This is a genomic window from Mesobacillus jeotgali (assembly GCF_014856545.2).
Taxonomy (GTDB): Bacteria; Bacillota; Bacilli; order Bacillales; family Cytobacillaceae; genus Mesobacillus.
The window spans coordinates 1,466,173-1,485,536 of the sequence record NZ_CP109811.1 but is presented as its reverse complement, the minus strand read 5'-3'; the positions used below and the strand labels follow the sequence as shown (position 1 = coordinate 1,485,536).

At 41.1% G+C, this 19,364-nt stretch carries 17 protein-coding genes; 9 read left to right on the top strand and 8 right to left on the bottom strand.

Annotated features, from left to right (window positions below):
• Positions 1 to 46 precede the first annotated feature (46 nt).
• From FOF60_RS07320 to FOF60_RS07310, 3 genes are all read left to right on the top strand, one after another.
• Positions 47 to 238: a hypothetical protein gene (locus FOF60_RS07320; RefSeq protein ID WP_192472973.1), complete on the top strand. Its 192-nt coding sequence runs from the start codon at positions 47 to 49 to the stop codon at positions 236 to 238.
• A 90-nt stretch (positions 239 to 328) separates the two neighbouring features.
• Positions 329 to 748 carry a pyridoxamine 5'-phosphate oxidase family protein gene (locus FOF60_RS07315; RefSeq protein ID WP_192472965.1) on the top strand — a complete coding sequence of 140 codons (420 nt, stop codon included), beginning with the start codon at positions 329 to 331 and terminating at the stop codon, positions 746 to 748.
• Between the two features lie 275 nt (positions 749 to 1,023).
• Positions 1,024 to 2,253 carry an NAD(P)/FAD-dependent oxidoreductase gene (locus FOF60_RS07310; RefSeq protein WP_192472964.1) on the top strand — a complete coding sequence of 410 codons (1,230 nt, stop codon included), beginning with the start codon at positions 1,024 to 1,026 and terminating at the stop codon, positions 2,251 to 2,253.
• 64 nt (positions 2,254 to 2,317) lie between these two features.
• Here FOF60_RS07310 and FOF60_RS07305 read toward each other — a convergent pair whose 3' ends face one another.
• The 5 genes from FOF60_RS07305 to FOF60_RS07285 form a co-directional block, all read right to left on the bottom strand.
• Positions 2,318 to 2,884 carry a M15 family metallopeptidase gene (locus tag FOF60_RS07305; RefSeq protein ID WP_192472963.1) on the bottom strand — a complete coding sequence of 189 codons (567 nt, stop codon included), beginning with the start codon at positions 2,882 to 2,884 and terminating at the stop codon, positions 2,318 to 2,320.
• Between the two features lie 160 nt (positions 2,885 to 3,044).
• The gene (locus tag FOF60_RS07300) at positions 3,045 to 3,752 is read right to left on the bottom strand and encodes a DUF459 domain-containing protein (RefSeq protein WP_192472962.1); all 708 of its coding nucleotides are present in this window, start codon (positions 3,750 to 3,752) and stop codon (positions 3,045 to 3,047) included.
• 254 nt (positions 3,753 to 4,006) lie between these two features.
• Complete coding sequence (locus tag FOF60_RS07295) at positions 4,007 to 4,984, bottom strand: YsnF/AvaK domain-containing protein (protein WP_192472961.1); 978 nt, start codon at positions 4,982 to 4,984, stop codon at positions 4,007 to 4,009.
• A gap of 139 nt (positions 4,985 to 5,123) precedes the next feature.
• On the bottom strand, positions 5,124 to 6,440 hold the full coding sequence (locus FOF60_RS07290) for a hemolysin family protein (protein ID WP_192472960.1): 1,317 nt from the start codon (positions 6,438 to 6,440) through the stop codon (positions 5,124 to 5,126).
• 352 nt (positions 6,441 to 6,792) lie between these two features.
• A complete protein-coding gene (locus FOF60_RS07285) occupies positions 6,793 to 7,581 on the bottom strand; it encodes a TerC family protein (protein ID WP_192472959.1) in 789 nt (262 codons plus the stop codon).
• Positions 7,582 to 7,994: 413 nt separating this feature from the next.
• On the opposite strand from FOF60_RS07285, the gene FOF60_RS07280 reads away from it, so the two are divergent.
• Positions 7,995 to 9,791 (top strand): methyl-accepting chemotaxis protein, encoded by a 1,797-nt coding sequence (locus FOF60_RS07280; RefSeq protein ID WP_264647657.1) that lies wholly within the window; start codon positions 7,995 to 7,997, stop codon positions 9,789 to 9,791.
• A 56-nt stretch (positions 9,792 to 9,847) separates the two neighbouring features.
• On the opposite strand, the gene FOF60_RS07275 is transcribed toward FOF60_RS07280, so the two are convergent.
• Positions 9,848 to 10,318: a hypothetical protein gene (locus FOF60_RS07275; RefSeq protein ID WP_192472957.1), complete on the bottom strand. Its 471-nt coding sequence runs from the start codon at positions 10,316 to 10,318 to the stop codon at positions 9,848 to 9,850.
• Between the two features lie 142 nt (positions 10,319 to 10,460).
• Between FOF60_RS07275 and FOF60_RS07270 the strand changes: the two genes are divergently transcribed.
• Together FOF60_RS07270 and FOF60_RS07265 are read left to right on the top strand one after the other, a co-directional pair.
• Positions 10,461 to 11,015, top strand: coding sequence for a tyrosine-type recombinase/integrase (locus FOF60_RS07270; RefSeq protein WP_192472956.1), 555 nt, complete (start codon positions 10,461 to 10,463; stop codon positions 11,013 to 11,015).
• 14 nt (positions 11,016 to 11,029) lie between these two features.
• Positions 11,030 to 12,532, top strand: a complete 1,503-nt coding sequence (locus FOF60_RS07265; RefSeq protein WP_192472955.1) for a potassium/proton antiporter — start codon at positions 11,030 to 11,032, stop codon at positions 12,530 to 12,532.
• 87 nt (positions 12,533 to 12,619) lie between these two features.
• Here FOF60_RS07265 and FOF60_RS07260 read toward each other — a convergent pair whose 3' ends face one another.
• On the bottom strand, positions 12,620 to 13,234 hold the full coding sequence (locus tag FOF60_RS07260; RefSeq protein ID WP_192472954.1) for a TetR/AcrR family transcriptional regulator: 615 nt from the start codon (positions 13,232 to 13,234) through the stop codon (positions 12,620 to 12,622).
• Positions 13,235 to 13,261: 27 nt separating this feature from the next.
• On the bottom strand, positions 13,262 to 14,794 hold the full coding sequence (locus FOF60_RS07255; protein ID WP_192472953.1) for a carboxypeptidase M32: 1,533 nt from the start codon (positions 14,792 to 14,794) through the stop codon (positions 13,262 to 13,264).
• Positions 14,795 to 15,037: 243 nt separating this feature from the next.
• Here FOF60_RS07255 and FOF60_RS07250 point away from each other — a divergent pair, with 243 nt between their 5' ends.
• The 3 genes from FOF60_RS07250 to FOF60_RS07240 are packed head-to-tail and all read left to right on the top strand — an operon-like array spanning position 15,038 to position 18,785.
• Entirely contained in the window at positions 15,038 to 15,925 is an 888-nt protein-coding gene (locus tag FOF60_RS07250) for an ABC transporter permease subunit (protein ID WP_192472952.1), read from the top strand.
• Entirely contained in the window at positions 15,922 to 17,079 is a 1,158-nt protein-coding gene (locus FOF60_RS07245; RefSeq protein WP_192472951.1) for a hypothetical protein, read from the top strand. Before FOF60_RS07250 ends, FOF60_RS07245 begins: the two co-directional genes overlap by 4 nt.
• Positions 17,043 to 18,785 (top strand): gluzincin family metallopeptidase, encoded by a 1,743-nt coding sequence (locus FOF60_RS07240; protein ID WP_192472950.1) that lies wholly within the window; start codon positions 17,043 to 17,045, stop codon positions 18,783 to 18,785. Before FOF60_RS07245 ends, FOF60_RS07240 begins: the two co-directional genes overlap by 37 nt.
• Positions 18,786 to 19,364: the final 579 nt, after the last annotated feature.

Sequence of the window (19,364 nt, the reverse complement as noted above, 5' to 3'; positions counted from 1 at the left end):
GGGAAAAGAAAATAAGAAGAGCATTCCAGTTGATAATACCCAAAACATGGACAATCCTGAGCAATATGAAACAACGACTAAAAGTCTTCATGACAAATTCAAAAGTGAATTGACTGTTGACCCTATTCCGATGGAGGACCTTAATCAGGAAAAACATGAAGAAAAGGACGGCCATCACTCAAAGGATTCATCCTCAAGCGAAAAGAAGTACAACGTAGATATCGACAACGAATTATAATAATCGCCCTGGTAATGCCAGGGCTTTTTTGGTTTATGAAGCTTTAGAAAGAGAATATTATGAACAGGTACAAAAAAAGGAGGAATTCATATGGATAGTCAAAAATTAAAAGAAAAAATCACCCAAGTTCTCGGTGAATCAAAGGTTGGCACGCTTGCAACCGTAGTCGGGAATAAGCCGCACTCCAGATACATGACCTTTTTCAACGAGGACTTGACATTGTACACACCAACAAGCAAAGAAACGTACAAAGCGGAAGAGATTGAAAGAAACCCATATGTCCATATTCTGCTTGGATATGAAGGAGAAGGAATGGGCGATGCCTATATCGAAGTCCAGGGAAAAGCCTCAATCCGCGAAGATCAGTCACTCAAGGAAAAATTTTGGAATGAAAAGATGAGCAAATGGATTGAGAGTCCTAATGATCCTGATTACATTATCCTGGAGGTAAAACCAGAAACCATTCGGTTGATGAACGATAACGGAGAACCCGAAACAATGAATTTATAATTAAGCTCTTTTCTGATTTTTAACAACAAGCTTTACGAAAACAACCTACTTTCAGGAGATGGAGCTATTCCATCTCCTCCTTCTTTGGATGTTTGTCAAACTTTTGTTGAATTTAAACCCAAAATACGTATTGATATAAAAATATATATATCGTAATCTATTGGTAGATAATGATTGTGAAATACTTCACATTAAAATAAACAACTAAGATTTTTTATTTTTTTACACTAACATGTGAATGTTTTCACAATAATAACCAGAAAGAGGGAACAACAATGCAAACTCCAAAAATAGTCATTCTAGGTGCAGGATATGGCGGTCTTATTACCAGCAGACAGCTTGAGAAGAACCTGCGGAACGGCGAAGCTGAAATAACTTTGATCAATAAACATGATTATCACTATATTTCTACTCAACTTCATAAGACTGGGGCGGGTACGGCTTCGGACGAAAAAATAACCTTACATATACCTGAACTTTTAAAGACCAATAAAATAAAATTTAAAAAAGGAGCTGTCCAAGGTGTAGACTTCACTGCAAAGCAAGTACAGCTGGAGTCTGGTGAGTCTATTGATTATGACTACCTGATGATTGGTCTTGGTTTTGATGTGAGTACATTTGGAATTCCTGGAGTGGAAGAAAATGCTTTTAAAATCAAAAGCTTCAGGAGCACGAAGGCAATATACAATCATCTGCTCAGACAGTTTGCTGCGTATAAGGAGGATCACGACCCTTCTAGATTGACTTTTGCTGTAGCCGGTGCAGGTTTTACCGGAATTGAAATGATTGGCGAACTTTTAGAAGCCTTGCCCAAGCTTTGCCTTAAATATGATATCCCTGTGTCAGAAGCGAGAATTATCAATATAGAAGCTTCACCATCAGTTCTCCCTGGATTTGATAAGGAGGCCATTGATTTTACAGAAAGCTATTTAAGAAAGAATGGCGTGGAATTGATGACCTCTACTAAGATTCTAGAATGTTCTCCAACTTCCATCACATTGGACAACGGCGAAGAACTTCCGGCAAGGACATTGATATGGTCTGGCGGCGTCCGTGGCAATACCCTGCTTGAAAAGCTGGATTTACCTATTTCGAAGGGCCGCATCATCATTGATAAGTTTTTGCGGGTAAAAGGAATGGAAAATGTTTTTTGTATCGGGGACGCTGCGCTGTTCTTGAAAGATGACGGAACCCCACTCCCTCCGACTGCCCAGGTGGCCATTCAACAGGCAGAGGTGTGCGGACCAAATTTAATCGCGATCTTGAGAGGTGAACAGCTTAAAGCATTCGAATATCACCACAAAGGTACAGTTGCTTCCATCGGCAACAAAGCAGCCGTGGGCAAAGTCTTCGGCTTGAAAATCAGCGGGTTGTTCGCTGCCTTAATGAAGCAGGTAATCGAGGCCCGTTATCTTTTCGTACTTGGCGGACCTGGATTAGTCATCAAGCAATTCCTTAAGGTTGCCAAGCCACATTCAGAGTTGGCTGTTTCCAAACATAAATAATAGCTTTTCAATAGATCGTTGTAACCTTAAAAGCATCGGTACCCAATAGGCCCCGATGCTTTTTCTAATTTTGTGATGCTGTCAGCGCGTCTTCCGGTGGGCGTTTTCCGCGTTTCAAGTCATTGATTGTCAGGTCAAAACGCATTTCAAGGTGCGGATAATCCTTAAAGTGTTTCCAGTCTCCTCCCCATGTAAATCCGAGCTCTTTGGCAATGTCTACTACTTCCATCCAATCAGATTTCCCATTTCCATTTCCATCATAAGTGGTGTCCCAAAGAGCTTTACCTTGTTTATTCAATAAAGCGAAATCTATTGCCAGACCAAAATTATGATATGAGTCCCCGCCTTTCGCGTGAGTGACTATTTGTCCTTCTATTGATCTTCCCTTTTCATATAATTGGTTCTGTTCTTCAAAACTACGGAACCCATCGGTCACCAGGACCCTGATCCCTTTCTCTGCTGCCTTCTGGATCAGCACATCCTTATTTTTCTGGACAACTGGATGCAGGTCCTGTGGCAAAGGAACATTTTCATTGATTTCAGGCCTGGTGAGGAATTGATAATATAGCAGGAGCGCAGCCAAAATCAGCAGAAAAGTGATGGATGCGTTGCCAAGCAGTTGTTTTTTCACAAAAAAATTCCTTTCAGCTTTTCTTTTAATCTATTATATTACGAATTTACTTCATAATTGGTTTCATGGAAGTTTTTGAAAAAAACCAAGAAAAAACCCGGCAATGTTGTTGCCAGGCATTATTTTTTTATTGAAGCAATTTTCCGCTTTTCCAGAGATTCTATTTGAACGTGTAACTTTCTAAAATGCGGTCGGTGATCAGTTTATAGCCTTTATCATTTAAATGCAGCGAATCACTAAAATACTGGTTTTTATCTTTCCCTTTGAACAGGTCATTGGTTGGAACGAAAACGACCTGTTTTTCATTTTTAGATACTTTCCTTATTTCTTTATTCCAATCATCAATCACCGCTTCAATTGCTGCGCTGTCGGGGTATGGATTATAGAGGCCAAGCAGCAGGATGGGCGCTTTCTCGTTTCCATCCGTCAATATTTTAAGGATCGCATTAAGGTTTTGCAAATAAACGTCCTGCCCCTGTTCTATTTTTTCATGCTTCAGATTTTCTAAAGTCCCGCCATTGCTATTGATCAAGTCATTCGTCCCGATAAAAAGAATAAAATAGTCTGCTTCATCAAGCTTTCCTCTAATACTGACATTAGATAGCTGGGTAAGGATTCCTGTAGATTCAAGACCATAAATGGCCTCATTATCAAAGTTGTACTCCTTTTTATGCTGGCTGTTCAACTTGGTCTGCAGCGTATCGATATAACCTGATCCTTTTTGATCTCCATAACCATAGGTGAGGGAATCGCCGAATGCCAAAACCAGCCTGTCTTCTTCCTCTTTTTCAGGATCAAGCATACTGAAAGCAGCCAGCATGGTGATTATAATGATAAGAGATGAGATGAGTAATGTATTTTTCTTCATGATGTACCTCTTCCCTAATTCTTTATACCTTAATACCTTTTTACCCTGCATGAATTGAACGTGAAACAAGAAGAATTCACCATTAAACTTCTTCTTGCTAATGCACCGTCAACGTGTTATATTTATCAAGCGATGAGCTGAATTGTGTAAGCCGACAGACACTCCTTTATGGAAATGCACGATGTGGCGTGCAGTCAGTCGCCTCAATACGCAGAAAAGACGCCTTTAAGGCGTCTTTTCTTATTATCCGGAATTTATTTTTTATCCTTATAACCGTCACGATACATACCTGATGGATTATTGTAGCCGTCACGGTCTAGATCAGTCGTATTCTTGAGTGAATCGCGATTGCGGCCTCGGTCTGCTTCATTGACGAGACGATCGTCATCAGCCTCCAGATGAGCCTCCTCATGCTTTACACTTTCCACAACTTGTTCAGTATCTGTCACTTCTCGTTTACCGATGACAAGCTCTTCAGAAACAACCGGTTTTTTTGTAACCTCTACTTTCTCTTCCATGATTGGTACACGGATTGTTTCATCATCATCCATTACAGCATCAGTGCCAGAGACAGCCTCGTTCACATCACGTCTTTCCACGTAAACTTCCTCACGTGTGACCGGGATATTAACCTTCTGCTGCTCCTCTACTACTTCCTTATGGACTTCAACTTCACCTGCCTGGACTCTATCCTTTGAAACATCCAATTGTTCTTCCCTTAATTGCAGTCTTTGTTCATCATTGTACCGACCCGTTTCCAGGTTATTTCGATCATAGTTGTCTGTTTCGTAATTCCCTTGAACACCAGTTCCAGTTACGGATGTATCAGTAACATAGCCCGTTTCTTCAACATCAAGTCCAGATGCAGTCGTTTCAGCTAAAAGAATGATGCGTCCATTTCGGACATCCTCTTCATATTCTCTTGCAGCATCGTCCGTTAAGCCAACACCAACAAGGCGGTCGGTAATAGATGGCTCATTGCCACCCAGATTTCTGTCTGCGTCAAATGCTGTCATCAGGCTTTGCCAGAAGCCACCCTCTTTATGGTCGTCAGTATCTGTACCAATATTTTCAGTCGTTACACCCGTTCTGCTTTCAAGTGCAGTGGTAACATCATTTGTATCACCAATGATTGAGAAATCTTGAACGGCATAGCCCTTGTTTTTGTATTCTTCAATTGCTTCAATTAGTTCTGTTTGATTATCATAAACTCCAACTACTTTTTTAGCCATTTTTAATTCCTCCATTCAAATGTATGATTCATCCGGTTGCACCGGTAGTGTATTCTTACCCGGCATGGACATGTATTCAAACTATCTGGGACTTGCCAATATTAGCCACAGTTTTTCAGACAAAAGAAAAAAGCCGGAATCAGTCCGGCTTTTCGTTTTCATCAATTTTCATGACCTCTAAGTAGGCAATATGGTATTCGTCAATTTCGATAATCTTGAAAACATAGCCTTCTTCTTCTATTTCATCTCCAATTTTGGCATCAATGTTCTTAGTCATGAACCAACCGCCTATAGTATCTACATCTTCTTCTGATATATGGATACCCAGCAGGTCATTTACTTCATCTATCAGTACTCTGGAACTGAACAAATAATGATTTTCATTTACTTTTCTGATTTCCGCGATTTCATCTACATCAAACTCATCACGGATATCTCCAACAATTTCTTCTATAATATCCTCAACAGTGACCAGTCCAGAGGTTCCGCCATATTCATCAATCAATATGGCCATATGGATCCGTTCTTTCTGCATTTTGACGAGCAAATCGTGGATAGGGATTGTTTCAATTACTCGAATGACTGGTTTAATAAATGAAGACAGAATTGATTCTTTCTTGAGATCCTTTTGTGTTAATTTTGCAGTCAGGATCTCCTTGATATTGATCATCCCGACAATATTATCTTTCTCTCCATCAATCACCGGGTAACGTGTATATTTTTCCTTCTGAATCACATCAATAATCGTTTCAATTTCATCGGATATATCGAATGTGACGATTTCCGTTCGCGGCACCATAATTTCTTTGGCAATTCGCTCATCGAACTCAAAAATATTATTCACATAGTTCAGTTCGTTTTGATTGATTTCACCGCTTTCATAACTCTCTGATAAAAGAATTCGAAGCTCTTCTTCAGAGTGGGCAATTTCATGCTCAGAAGCAGACTTTAAACCAAACAGACCTACAAGCAGCCTGGCTGAACCATTCAATAACCAAATAAAAGGGTACATAATCTTATAAAACCAGATAATTGGTTTCGAAAAAGCGAGAGTAATGGCTTCAGCTTTTTGGATGGCAACCGTTTTTGGAGCCAGTTCCCCTACTACAACATGCAAGAAAGTAATTGAAACAAAGGCGATTCCGAACGATAATATACCAGATAATGACGGATTCAAATGAAAATTCTCAAAAACAGGATGGAGCATTTCTTCAACCGTCGGCTCTCCAAGCCACCCAAGGCCCAAAGCTGTAATCGTAATGCCGAGCTGGCAGGCCGATAGATATTCATCGAGATGAGTGACGACATGCTTTGCAGATTGCGCTCCTTTCCTTCCTTCTGAGATCAGCTGATCTATTCTTGAGCTCCTGACTTTAACGATGGCAAACTCTGTCGCCACGAAAAAACCAGTTAATGCGATCAATAAAACAACTAATAGCAAGTTAGTAATAACCAATGGGTAAGCCCTACATCTGTAAGGCAGTCACCTCCTAGAAAACATTTACTCCTTGAAAAATGGATTGATGGGCAAAGATATGTCCCTTCTGCACCTTTTGTCCATTTTTTAAATTATACCCTTATACTAAACAGCTAACGCATTATGAAGGAAAAACGTGAATCACTCCGCCCTTATTATTGGTAATCGGGCGAAGATTATCAAAGAACAAGCTTTTTTATATCGATTATTGCTTTTTCGAGCACATATTACTTTCAGTATTACACTTCCATCAATCGCCAATGGTACAAGAAAAGAAGTACAACCCATCTGCACTTCGACACAGATGAATCATACTTCAGACCAGATGTCACTATGATACCTTTTTGACAGTTTCTGCAGTTTTATCATTGGACAGGAACCAGCCTGCCGCAGCAATTCCTGCAAGCACTGCATAGAAGGTTAGTTTCCATTCTGTTGAATGGGCAAACTCAGGATTCAAGATGCCTAAGGCAGGGTGGGACAATGTTAAAATAGCCAGTTTTACCCCCACCCAGCCCACTATCGCAAACGCGGCGATTTCCAGACCTGGCCTTCTTTCAAGCAAATTCACAAACATATTAGCAGCAAATCGCATGATGATCAGACCAATCATCCCGCCGGCAAAGATGACGAGGAATTGTCCCCCGTCCATCCCTCCGATGTCTGGAAGAGGAGTTTCCGGCAATACTACAGCCAGTGCTACTGCTGCCAGAATGGAATCAACGGCAAAAGCAATGTCAGCAACCTCAACTTTAAAGACTGTCATCCAAAAGCCGCTTTTGTCCTTACTTTCTTTTGTCGGTAACTGCTCTTGATTTTCTGTATTGTCCCTGATGGCACGTTTTCTGATGATATGATTTACAGAAATGAACAGCAGATATAACGCTCCAATTGCCTGAGCTTGCCATACATCAACGAGGAAGGATATCACAAAAAGTGATGTTAAGCGGAACACAAATGCCCCTGCCAATCCATAAAACAAAGCCTTTTTGCGTTTGTCTTTAGGAAGGTGCTTCACCATGATTGCAAGCACCAGTGCATTATCTGCTGCCAAAAGCCCCTCCATTGCAACAAGCACGAGCAGTACCCATCCATACTCCAGTAATAAAGTCAGTTCCATTGTCTTTTCCTCCTAACCATTGATTGGTCAACCAAATACCCCTTCGCATGGTCAAAAGAAAAGACCCTTACCGTCATAGTAAAGGCCTGAAACTACATATAAAAAGACCTTTATCACCACGGCAAAGGTCTGGCTAACAACGTCAACGTTGCCAATAAAGCCGGAGACTTACATCTCGGGAATGACGACTTCATTGTAACAGCTACTCCCCTTTAAAAAGAGAATATGTTATTACTTTAAATATAGGAAATTACTGGATATTTGTCAATGGAAAAATTCCGACTAATATAGTCCTTTTTTCTTAACTATTTTCGAAAGTTGCCGAAAATAACAATAATATGAGAACGATAATGAAGAATACCGGTTGTTCTCAGAAAAACATTTCGCCTAGAAGATCAGAGGGAGTGGACAAATTGCTTTTCAAGAAGAAAACGAAAACTGACAAAAAAAACAGCAAGAACAGAAAAAAATTCAAGCAAAAAAATTCCAACAGGAATATGAGTCTAAAACTAAAGATTGTTTCTTTAAGCATAATCTCAATGCTCCTCCTCGCATTGGCTACTACAATCTATGCTCAATACACCATCAGAGCGAGCAACCTAGAATCGATGGAGGCGGAGCTTAACACAATTTCAAGCTTGTTGTCGGACCAGATTTCTGCTGGAAAAGCGCAAACGATTATTGCGAACCCTTCAAAGAACAATCCAGGTGTAACCTCAATGCAGAAGCAAATGGACCAAGTACTAAAAGAAAATCCATTGATACATAATCTTTATTTGGTCACAATGGAAGGCGATAAACTTTCACTCCCGACTATGAGCTCGGCCATGATGACGAAGGATCTCACCTATGGTTCAAGCTATACGGGCGGCAAGGAATTTGATCAGGCAGCGCTTGCGGCTTTTAAGGAAAATAAACGGACAACTACAGAAATATACAATTCACAAAACGGATCAAAAATGACTGGCTTCGCACCTATCACAGATATGGCAGGAAAAACAATCGCCCTTTATGGAGTCGAATTTGATGTATCTCAGGTAAATAAAAAAATCAATGCAGAGGTTGCTGGAATTTGGATCCTCGCTCTTATTATCCTGGTCCTCTCAAGTGCCGCTATGTATCTCCTGGTGTCCAGGCTCATCAAGCCACTGAATAAAATCAGGATTTTAACAGCAAACATCGCAAAAGGTGACCTGTCGCAAGAAGATATTATAGTAAAATCTAAAGATGAAATCGGAGCATTGGCTGATAGTATCAATACAATGACTGGCTCACTTAGAACCCTCGTTTCACAGGTGCAAACAAGCTCAAGGGAAGTTTCAAGTGAAACAGTTGGATTATCCAAGATAGCCTCCAGTTCTGTCGAAGCAATCAGGGAATTGACTGCAGCTAACCAGCAGGCAGCAGCAAGCACACAGGAACAGAACGCAAATATTGAGGAGATGCAGGCGACATTAGAAGAAATCAATGCAGGCATCGAAGAAATCAACGCATCTGCACAGCAGGCAAGCTACATCGCTAAAAATTCAACGGTCACCTCCAAGGAAGGAACCGTCAGAATCGATGAGATGCTTGAAGGACTAGAAGCCGTAGACGAAAATACAAATCAGCTGGCTGAAATAATTACGGTTCTTGAAAAGCAATCAGACAAAATCACACAATTCGTTAAAATCATCAATACCATCTCTGATCAAACAAACCTGTTGGCATTGAATGCTGCTATTGAAGCTGCCAGGGCCGGAGAACATGGCAAGGGATTTGCTGTTGTCGCAAACGAGGTCCGGAAGCTTGCTGAGGAAAGCGCGAAATCAGCTTCCACGATCATTTCCATTGTGAACGAGAATGTCCAAAACACCCGCACTGCAGTAGACTACATCTCAAAAACGAGAGAAGCAGTCCAATATAATAAAGACCTTTCTGCGAACGCAAAAAATACATTACATCAAATATATGAAACAACCTTGGAGATCGAGGATAACTCCAATAATATCGCATCTGCCATTGAACAGCAGGTCATCGCAATTGAACAAATAACCAACTCGCTTGATACAGTCTCGCAGGCCTCCCAGCAGATTGCAGCAGGTACCGGTCAGACAGACCAGTCCACACAGGACCAGCTCAGAATCGCAGAGAATGTAAATGAGACGACAAAAATCCTCCAGCGGACAGCAACAGAGTTAGAAAAATTGACAGGGAATTTCAAATTATAATCCTTACCAAAGGGAAAAACGATTGAATAATAAAAGGATGCCCGCCGGCATCCTTTTTATCTTTTCCTGAATCCTTCTTCTTCTAAATATTGTTTAGCCTCATTGTAAGAGAGGAATGTACCATCAAGATTCAGGCCAGCATACACATTCCACATGTCATCTTCATGAACAAGAATCAGTGTATGATTTTCTGAATTGATCCAGCGTTCCTCTTCATTGTCCTCTATTATGGCTGCTTCAACGGTACTGTCGGCTGATAGGGAATCTATTGATTTTTTAATGATTGATTTAAGTTCTTCCGCAGTAAAATCACGGATATTCACCAGCCCTTTGGGATCAGCGTCATAACCATCTAAAAACTCTCCATAGACAAAACCATTTCCATTAGGATGAAGATGATACACTACATTTTTCTTTTCATAAATGCTTTCGGCAAATTGAAAGTTCACACGGCCTAAAGAGACATTTTTTCGTTCTAATTCAGAAAATGATTCAATGATTGCAAGTTTTTGTTCAAAAGTCAGCATAATTGCCTCCAGATTAGTCCTAAATTTTTTCGATTCTGTTCATTATAACATTTGTATGAAGCTTAACAAAAAATTCACAAGCATTTTGTATGTTACAAAATCAGATTTAAGATATAATTAAGTTACCTAAGGAAGTGATTCAATGAAAACGGTAAACGCAATTAAATCCAAAGAGAAAATTACGCTGATGAAAAATTTCCTAGAAAACCATTCGGCCAGGGATTACTGTTTGTTTTTGCTTGGAATCAATACTGGAATTAAACTTCCGGAATTACTATGCCTGCGTGTCCATGATGTCTGCAGCAAGGATGGTGAAATACTAGAGTTTCTTACCATCCCTTCTTATAACAATCCTCCTGTTTACTTAAATGCCTCCATACGGCGGTCCCTAAAAAATTACTTAAATCAAAATTCTTTTATTGATACAGACTATCTTTTTAAATCCAGAAAAACTGCCAATCCACTTACAAGGCAACAAGCATACAGGATCATTAATACAGCAGCAAAAAGTGCCGGTATTGATGAGCCGGTCGGAATGACCACCCTCAGGAAAACATTTGGCTACCACGCCTACTCCCAGGGCGTTGCGATTTCACTGATCCAAAAAAGACTTCAGCATGCCTCTCCATCAGAAACAAAGCATTTCATTGGAATTGACCAGGAAACGGTTCCGGTTAAGATTGATATCAATTTATAAAGGGGGAGTTTTTATTGGCAGAACATGTTATTAGCACAGACTCATTCATCCTTCTTCTAGCTTTTTTATTCATTGTCGGGGTATTGACAACCAGATTTTCAACCAGACTTGGAGTTCCCTCCCTTATTTTCTTTATCATGGTCGGGATTGTCATGGGCAGCGATGTTCTTGGCATCATTTATTTTGATAATGCAGCCATGGCACAGATGGTCGGTGTTATCGCCCTCGTCATCATCCTGTTTGAAGGCGGCCTCCAAACAAATTTGAAAGACGTCAGGCCAGTAATTATCCCTTCATTATCTCTTGCAACGGTTGGAGTGTTAATAACCTCTGGAATCATTGCAGGTGCTGCGAAAATGATTTTGGGCCTTGATTGGCTAGAAGCCATATTATTTGGAGCAATTGTTGGTTCTACTGATGCCGCTGCTGTTTTTGCAGTTCTAAAAGGTCATAATATATCTTCAAAACTTGGTTCTACTCTTGAAGCAGAATCAGGATCGAATGATCCGATGGCAGTTTTTTTAACCGTAGCAATGATTGAACTCATAACTGTACCTGATGCAAGTATCCTCAAGTTGATCGGGGACTTCTTTTTGCAAATGGGGTTGGGCCTGATTCTGGGTGTTATTTTTGGAAAGGTCGCTGTTAAAGCATTGAATTCAATAAACCTTGACTCCAGTGGGCTTTATCCAGTTTTCGCCACCGCATTTGCATTGCTTACTTATGGGGTTACTACTTTCATGAATGGGAGCGGTCTTTTGGCTGTATATATTGCGGCAATTATCATTGGTAACGCTGAAATCGCGTATCGCCATTCTATTTTCCGTTTTTCCGAAGGTTTCGCCTGGATGATGCAGATTCTTATGTTTGTCATACTTGGACTGCTTGTATTTCCATCAGAGCTTTTCAAACCGGCTATTTTGATTCAGGGCATACTGATATCTCTGATTCTGATGCTGGTGGCAAGACCTGTTGCTGTATTTTTGTCGACAATAAAAATGGATTATTCCCAAAAGGAGCGCATTTTCCTTTCTTGGGCTGGACTGAAAGGCGCCGTGCCTATCATCCTAGCCACCTTCCCTTTACTGGCAGGCATCGAAGACAGTCATCAGATTTTCAATGTTGTCTTCTTCGTCGTACTGACAAGTGCGCTGATCCAGGGAGCTACCATACCAATGCTGGCCAATAAGCTGGGATTGAACGGCCCTAAAAAAACGACACCGATGCAGTCACTTGAGCTGATCTCACTCGGAAAAGCAGATGCTGAGATGATTGAATATGAAATGGAAAGCGATAGTGCAATTGTCGGAAAAACCTTGATGGAGATTCCCTTTCCGGAAGGGACACTGGTGAATGCGATTATCCGCCATGGCAAGCTGATTGCACCTACCGGGAATACAGTGATTCTGGCTGGAGATTTCCTTTACATTCTGTCCGGTCGAAAAAACAAGGTAAAACTGAAGAAACTACTAAAGGAAAAATCATTATATTCACAAGATTCGCTAGAGCTGAAGTAATGTAGCTGTTTCGTCAATTTCATTGCTTCAGTACCTGCCGAAACAAAATTAAAACCAGTGAGGACCTAACTCACTGGTTTTAATCAATTATAGTTTTAATTTTTCCAGGAACATCGTCTGCATTTCCCTTAATATATGCTTATATTGATAATCCTCAAGGATGGTTGCCTGCAAGGTAACTCCACTAACCATCCCCCAAAAAATGTCTGCATATATTCCAGGATCAAGCTCTTTGTTGAATTCTCCAGCAATCTGCCCCTCATTGATAATCCGGGTAAGCAATGAAACAAAGAAGTCCTTATATCGATCAGTCAATACTTTCTTCAATTTTGGATTCCGTGTTGAATACAATCTGAACTCAAAATGGACAATTGCTTGGCCCTTATTTTCTTCATCATTCGGATCATTATCCTGGTAGGCTTCAAACAAGTAATTGAGCTTATCCAAGGCTGTCTTTCGCTCAGCTATCGCTTTTGTAAATTCACTCCCAGAGTTATTCGTTTGCCCTTCCATCAAGGCAAGATAGATTTCATCCTTACTTTTGAAGTAATTATAAATCGCCCCTTTGCTCAGGCCAGAGTGGGCAACAATATCATCAACAGTAGATGCTTCAAACCCCTTTTCGGCAAAACAAACATGGGCACTCTGCAAAATTTCCTGACGCTTCTTTTCCTTATATTCCTCTGAAACAATTGGCGTCATATGTTTTACCCCATTTTCTCACTGGAATTATAGTTTGTATACCTTGCTATATTTCTCTTCCAGGTACTGTACCAGATAATCCGCATTCAATTCTTCGCCAGTAGCTTTTACAATCAGTTCATTTGGAGTATACAGCATGCCATACTGATGGATATTCTCCCGTAACCAGTCCTGGACCACTGCGAAATTACCCTGCTCAATACTTTCATAGAAACCTGGTAAATCTTTCTTCACTTTGTGCAGGAGTTGCGCTGCGTACAGATTCCCAAGAGAGTATGACGGGAAGTACCCCAGCCCTCCGAACGACCAGTGGATATCCTGAAGGACCCCTTCACTGTCAGTTGATGGTGTAATGCCGAGATAGTCATTCATTTTCTCGTTCCAGATTCCAGGAAGATCTTTTGCCTCTATTTCCCCGGCAATCAATGCCTTCTCAATTTCATAGCGAACCATTATATGAAGATTATAAGTGAGCTCATCTGCCTCTACCCGGATGAAGGATGGCTGAACAGCATTCGTGGCACGATAGAAATCATCCAATTCCACATTTCCTAGTTGTTCCGGAAAATGTTCCTGCAGCTTTGGATAGAAATACTTCCAGAACTCCTCGCTGCGTCCCACCATGTTTTCAAGAAAACGTGACTGGGATTCATGGATGCCAAAAGAAGCCCCTTCCTGAAGGACTGAATCCTGAAATTCAGGATTGATGTTTTGCTCATAAATACCGTGTCCTGCTTCATGAATCGTTCCGAAAATCGCAGAGCGGACATTATTTTCAAGGTATCTCGTCGTAATCCTTACATCTCCCGTATTCACAGTTTGCGCAAAAGGATGGACCGTTTCATCCAGCCTCCCAGCTTCCATATCGAAGCCGATCAGCGGCAGAATGTAACGATTGAATTCTTTTTGCTTTTCTACTGAATAGGCCTGTTCAAATATTTCTACTGGCGGCTTGTATGATGACTCTTGAATCCTTCTAAGTAAATCAGAGCTAGATTCTCTTAATTTAACAAACAATGGATCGAGCTTTTCAACTGTAAGGCCAGGCTCAAATTCATCGAGGAGCGCATCATATGGATGGTTTTCATAACCGTAAATTTCAACAGCTTTCCTCTTAAACTCTACAATCTTCTCAAGGTATGGAAGATATCTATCAAAATCATTATTCTCCCTGGCCTCTTCCCAGGCATCATTTGCTTTTGATGTAAGCACTGAGAAATCTTTAATCATTTCAGCCGGTATACTCTTTGAACGGTTGTAAAATTTCAGCCGTTCACGAACCTTGGCTTTTGAGGCTTCCTCTAGTTGCTCCTCTGCTTCCGGTGTAGTGAGTGTGCTAAGCAGCTCCCCCATTTCCTCAGAAACAGTCAGCTTGAACGCTTCCGTTCTAAGTGTTCCGTTCGCATTTGCAAATATGGAACGTCCTTTTTTTGGTGAAATCACTTTTTGGTCCCAGCTTAACAAACCTAAAATACTATTAAAATGTGAGATCTTTTCATCTAATTCGTTGAACTTTTCGAGCGCAGACATGATGGATTGGTTCACTACCTTTTGTTCCATGCCATTTCCCCCTTTTTCATGCGTTTTACCAAATGGATTGATTTTATAAAAAAGTCGGCTTCCTGTTGAATCGTCTTGGCTGCCTTCACATTTAAATAAACTATCCAGTCGGTTTATTATATTCTATATTACATTATTTTTTCAATTATCACAAAATTATTAATAAATTATTTCTAAAATTTTGCAACCTTTCATACCTTAGCTACGTCAAAGTTAAAAGAAAAATTTCCCAAAGGAGAAAGTATGAAAAAGATCATTCATTACCCATTTTTATTTTTGACCTCCATTTCGGGTCTTATATTTTTCATGGCATTTCCCCGGCTATTTGACTTCCGTGCATCAGGGAGTACACATCTTGGTTTCCAATTATCCGGCTTCTTAAAAGCAATTGAAGCTACTGCCTTACAATTTTTCAAGCGAGAAAGCTGGCAATTTTTCGAAAGCTGGAACACGGAAACAGTTATTGACCGCTATACATATTCTCTTGAACTTATTTTCTTTAGTCTGTTGTTCACTATTTTTATTGGAAGTGTGATCGCCTATCTATTTATGAATCTTCCTCATAAACAGCGAATCAGAGCGAAGAATATCCTGAATTTCTTTGAGGGAATTCCGGATTTGCTGGTTATTTTCATGATGCAGATGTTTTTGTTCATGCTCAACAGGGAGTTCAATATTCGCCTTGTCACTATGTACGGACTGGCAGGCAAAGAGCCGATTATCTTCCCGATGATCATTAATTCTCTCCTTCCCTCCTTATTTTTTGCTCAATACCTGATCAAGGTCATGGAAGAAGAATTCGAAAAGCAATACATCCTTTTAGGCCAGGCAAAAGGGTTATCTAAGCTGCAGCTTCTTTTTTCACATTTAACCCGGAATATCGTGCCGGTAGTCTCCATCCACTTCAAGACCATCATTTTTATGGTTTTGACAAACCTGGTACTCGTTGAACACATGTTTGTTCTTGATGGGTACATTCAGGAGCTTAATAAACTGCTGCAGATTCATAGTACTTCTCCTGTGAATATCTTCTTTTATGTAGGAGTTTTCATGCTTCCTGTCGTTCTAGTGGAGAGATTTGTTTGGTTGATTGGCAAAAAGTTTGGAAGTGTCCGGGGGATGGATATATGAAAAGGATTAAGTGTATTTTCACGTCTGCGGTATCGTCGATTGTCACGAAAGCAAGCGATGGCCTAACCAGGATTGTCGAGGAGACAAAAGAACTGAGTCCCCAACAAGCACGAAGGGGATTGTTTCTTTTTCTGAAATCTGTCCTGAAGATAATCGTAAAAATATTTAACTATATCAATAATCATAAACATCGGAATATGCTGGTTGGTTCGGCGATACTTGTAACATTGTTCCTGATTAGCTGGAATACAGAACTGATGCCTGAAAGCAATGAACCGCTTATTTTCGATGAGGATGGAAACTTTGTCGCTGCTCCGCCTGCTCCCCCGTCGTTAATCTTCCCGCTCGGGACAGATTTGGGTGCACGAAGCATGGTTAACCTTGTTCTTGTTGGAGTGAAATATACTCTTGGCGCAATATTGGGCATCACACTCGCCCGCCTTTTGATTGGTACACTACTGGCGCTTGTAACGACATTATTCTACCCGAGCTTTAAACGGTACTTCACTGCTTTCTTTTGGCCGTTCAGATATATCCCTCAATTGCTTGTCGGGATTATCTTGATGCTTCCAGTGGCAGCATCACCAACCGGATACTCAGCAATAGTCATTTTGGAATATCAATTAATTATCATGCTGCTGATTGGTCTTCCAAGTGTCTATTATTACATCCTTGATATGATGGATGAAATCGAGCAACAGCCTTATGTTCTAAGTTCAAAACTAATGGGCGGAAGCAAGTTTCACACCTTGAAAAAGCATGTTTGGCCAAATGTCCAATCTCATTTGTTGTTATTAACTACACAGCAAATCCTAACAATCTTACAGCTGTTAACGTTTCTAGGTATTTTTTCATTGTATTTGGGCGGTCCGCACCCGACAGCGTTAACTGACTCACCTCGACTGATATACAGAACGATCACCAACGAACTTGCAGGAATGGCGGGGCAAAACTTCTGGCTGATCAGAAGAGCTCCATGGATGGCCTACAGCCCGATTTTGATCATTGCTTTTATCGCGATTATTGTAAATTGGATGAAAAAAGGTATTGAAGATCATTTAGCCGGCGAGTTCCGGCAAGGAATAGGGCTAATAAGGCTGACGAACAGGCTGTCAAAATGGACACTCGTTTATCCAGAAATTTTTCACTTATAGGCGTTGTTGAGCAGCCAGAGACAGAATATGTAAGTAAGAAGTATGTTAGTGACTTTATCCGTGAAAAACTCAGGATGGTCCGCGGATTTTTGCTCCGGTATAAGGTTTACCGGTTCATTGATAATCTCGCAATCAGGGCTTCTGAACATATCTCAGAATACCCTAAGCCTGTGTTCACCGCCTTATTGACGGTGTCTTTCGTGCTATGGGCGGGTGTGTTTTCGTATGCGGAGTTTTTTGCAGATGAAAAAACGAACAAAGAGGAAAAAAGTGTTGGTGCATCCACTGAACCAAAAGAGGCTAAAGATTTATTTAGCTACAGCTTTACCAACACGGAGCATGAGCCAGTCAAATATAAGGCCGACTTGACCTATCTGGATACTGAAGCAACATTGCAGGGAACACTGCATGTTGTAACAACTAATACTACCGGTTCCGAACAGGATAAAATCTTTTTTCATCTGTACCCTAACCAGTTCAAGGAACCGATTGATGGGCCGGAATGGGAATTCGTTCGTGGGCCCTCACCATCACCTGGCTGGATCGATATTTTAGACATAAAAGTGGATAATCAGAATGCTGATTTTAAAGTGGAAGGCACTATTTTAGAAATTAAAATGGATAAGTGGACAGCCAAGTCTACTGCCGAACTGGACATTAAATTTAACTTCCAGCTCCCCTCGAATTACAGCAATGCAAGCTATGATTATGCCGCAGTTTGGCTTGGCAGTTTCCTGCCGCTACAGGCTGTATATGATAAAAACGGCTGGAATCTTGATCCGTATTCACCTATTGGAACTCCTTTTTACAGCGAAACAGCTGACTATGATGTAACCATTAAAGCCCCTGCTAAATACGAGATCCTTTCGAATGCAGAAGAAGCTAATGCGACAACAGAAGTTAAAGGTGAAAGCAAGAAGTATAGCGCCAAGATAGAGGGTGTGCGCGATTTCTCGATCGCCTTATTGGATACACAATATTATCAAACGGAAAGATTCATGAGCCAGAATGAAACCCTTGTGAATGTTTGGTACCGCCCCTCGACTGACAAACAGCAAACAGCAAACAGGAACGCAATGGGTGCTGGCCAATCGATTGATTATTTTGAGGAGTTTTTCAATTCAACATTACCTTATAAGGAACTGGACATTATCCGGACTGGAGAAGGCAGCCCGCAAATGGCTTACCAGGGAATGATCTTCACTGCTGGTTACAATTTTTCAGATAACAGCTATACTTCTCTCAGCATGACAGATGGTGTAATCCGCCAATGGCTTTCTGGATTGGTCGGAAGCCAGGGTTATAAAGAACCATGGGTAAATGAAAGTCTCGTAAGCTATTCATTGAAAACGTATATGGGCGAGAAAGGATACATGGCTAAGATCTCCACTGAAGATCAACTAAAGCAGCAGGACGAGATCGCAAGAATCCAAAAAGAAGGCCAGTATTTAAGCAGCCCATTAAGCGACTTTAAAAACATCAATGATTATATCGTTATGATGAATCTACATGGTTACAATATGTACGCTGAGCTGGACTATCTAGTGAAGGCCGGAAAAGTGAATAAAGCTCTGAAGACATATGTCAACGAGTATACAAATAAAAACGCCTCTGGGCATGATGTGATCAAAATTTTTGAAAAGGCAGGCCACCCGCAGGCAAAAGGTTATTTCCAGGGATGGCTGAAACCTGAGGTAAAAGAATAGTTTTTGATTTTGCCTGAGCTCTTGGAGTTGGCTCAGGCGGTTTTATTGTACCGAAACTGGAAAAACACGATGCAACATCTTTTGATTGAATCCTGTCCGAACACAGGGCTACTTGGACAGCTTTTGCTTGTTCCGCCTCAAATCTGTCCGAATATTTGCCTACTTCGGACGGCTTTTGCTTGTTCTGCCTGAAATCTGTCCGAATATTTGCCTACTTCGGACGGCTTTGGCTCGTTCCCCCTGAATCCTGTCCGAACACTGGGCTACTTCGGACAGCTTTGCTGTTCTGCCTCAAACCTGTCCGAATACTGGGCTACTTCGGACAGCTTTTGCTGTCCTGCCTGAAACCTGTCCGAACACTGGGCTACTTCGGACAGCTTTTGCTTGTTCTGCCTCTAACCTGTCCGAATACTGGGCTACTTCGGACAGCTTTTGCTCGTTCCCCTGAAACCTGTCCGAACACTGGGCTACTTCGGACAGCTTTTGCTTGTTCCGCCTGGAACCTGTCCGAACACTGGGCTACTTCGGACAGCTTTTGCTTGTTCCGCCTGAAACCTGTCAGAACACTGGGCTACTCGG

Bases quoted from the DNA above. Each gene is read 5' to 3' on its own strand.
- FOF60_RS07300 (WP_192472962.1), bottom strand. From the start codon at position 3,752: ATGAAGAAAAATACATTACTCATCTCATCTCTTATCATTATAATCACC.
- FOF60_RS07240 (WP_192472950.1), top strand. From the start codon at position 17,043: ATGGACACTCGTTTATCCAGAAATTTTTCACTTATAGGCGTTGTTGAG.
- FOF60_RS07295 (WP_192472961.1), bottom strand. From the start codon at position 4,984: ATGGCTAAAAAAGTAGTTGGAGTTTATGATAATCAAACAGAACTAATT.
- FOF60_RS07260 (WP_192472954.1), bottom strand. From the start codon at position 13,234: ATGACGCCAATTGTTTCAGAGGAATATAAGGAAAAGAAGCGTCAGGAA.
- FOF60_RS07315 (WP_192472965.1), top strand. From the start codon at position 329: ATGGATAGTCAAAAATTAAAAGAAAAAATCACCCAAGTTCTCGGTGAA.
- FOF60_RS07320 (WP_192472973.1), top strand. From the start codon at position 47: ATGGACAATCCTGAGCAATATGAAACAACGACTAAAAGTCTTCATGAC.
- FOF60_RS07275 (WP_192472957.1), bottom strand. From the start codon at position 10,318: ATGCTGACTTTTGAACAAAAACTTGCAATCATTGAATCATTTTCTGAA.
- FOF60_RS07250 (WP_192472952.1), top strand. From the start codon at position 15,038: ATGAAAAAGATCATTCATTACCCATTTTTATTTTTGACCTCCATTTCG.
- FOF60_RS07270 (WP_192472956.1), top strand. From the start codon at position 10,461: ATGAAAACGGTAAACGCAATTAAATCCAAAGAGAAAATTACGCTGATG.
- FOF60_RS07255 (WP_192472953.1), bottom strand. From the start codon at position 14,794: ATGGAACAAAAGGTAGTGAACCAATCCATCATGTCTGCGCTCGAAAAG.
- FOF60_RS07285 (WP_192472959.1), bottom strand. From the start codon at position 7,581: ATGGAACTGACTTTATTACTGGAGTATGGATGGGTACTGCTCGTGCTT.
- FOF60_RS07310 (WP_192472964.1), top strand. From the start codon at position 1,024: ATGCAAACTCCAAAAATAGTCATTCTAGGTGCAGGATATGGCGGTCTT.
- FOF60_RS07245 (WP_192472951.1), top strand. From the start codon at position 15,922: ATGAAAAGGATTAAGTGTATTTTCACGTCTGCGGTATCGTCGATTGTC.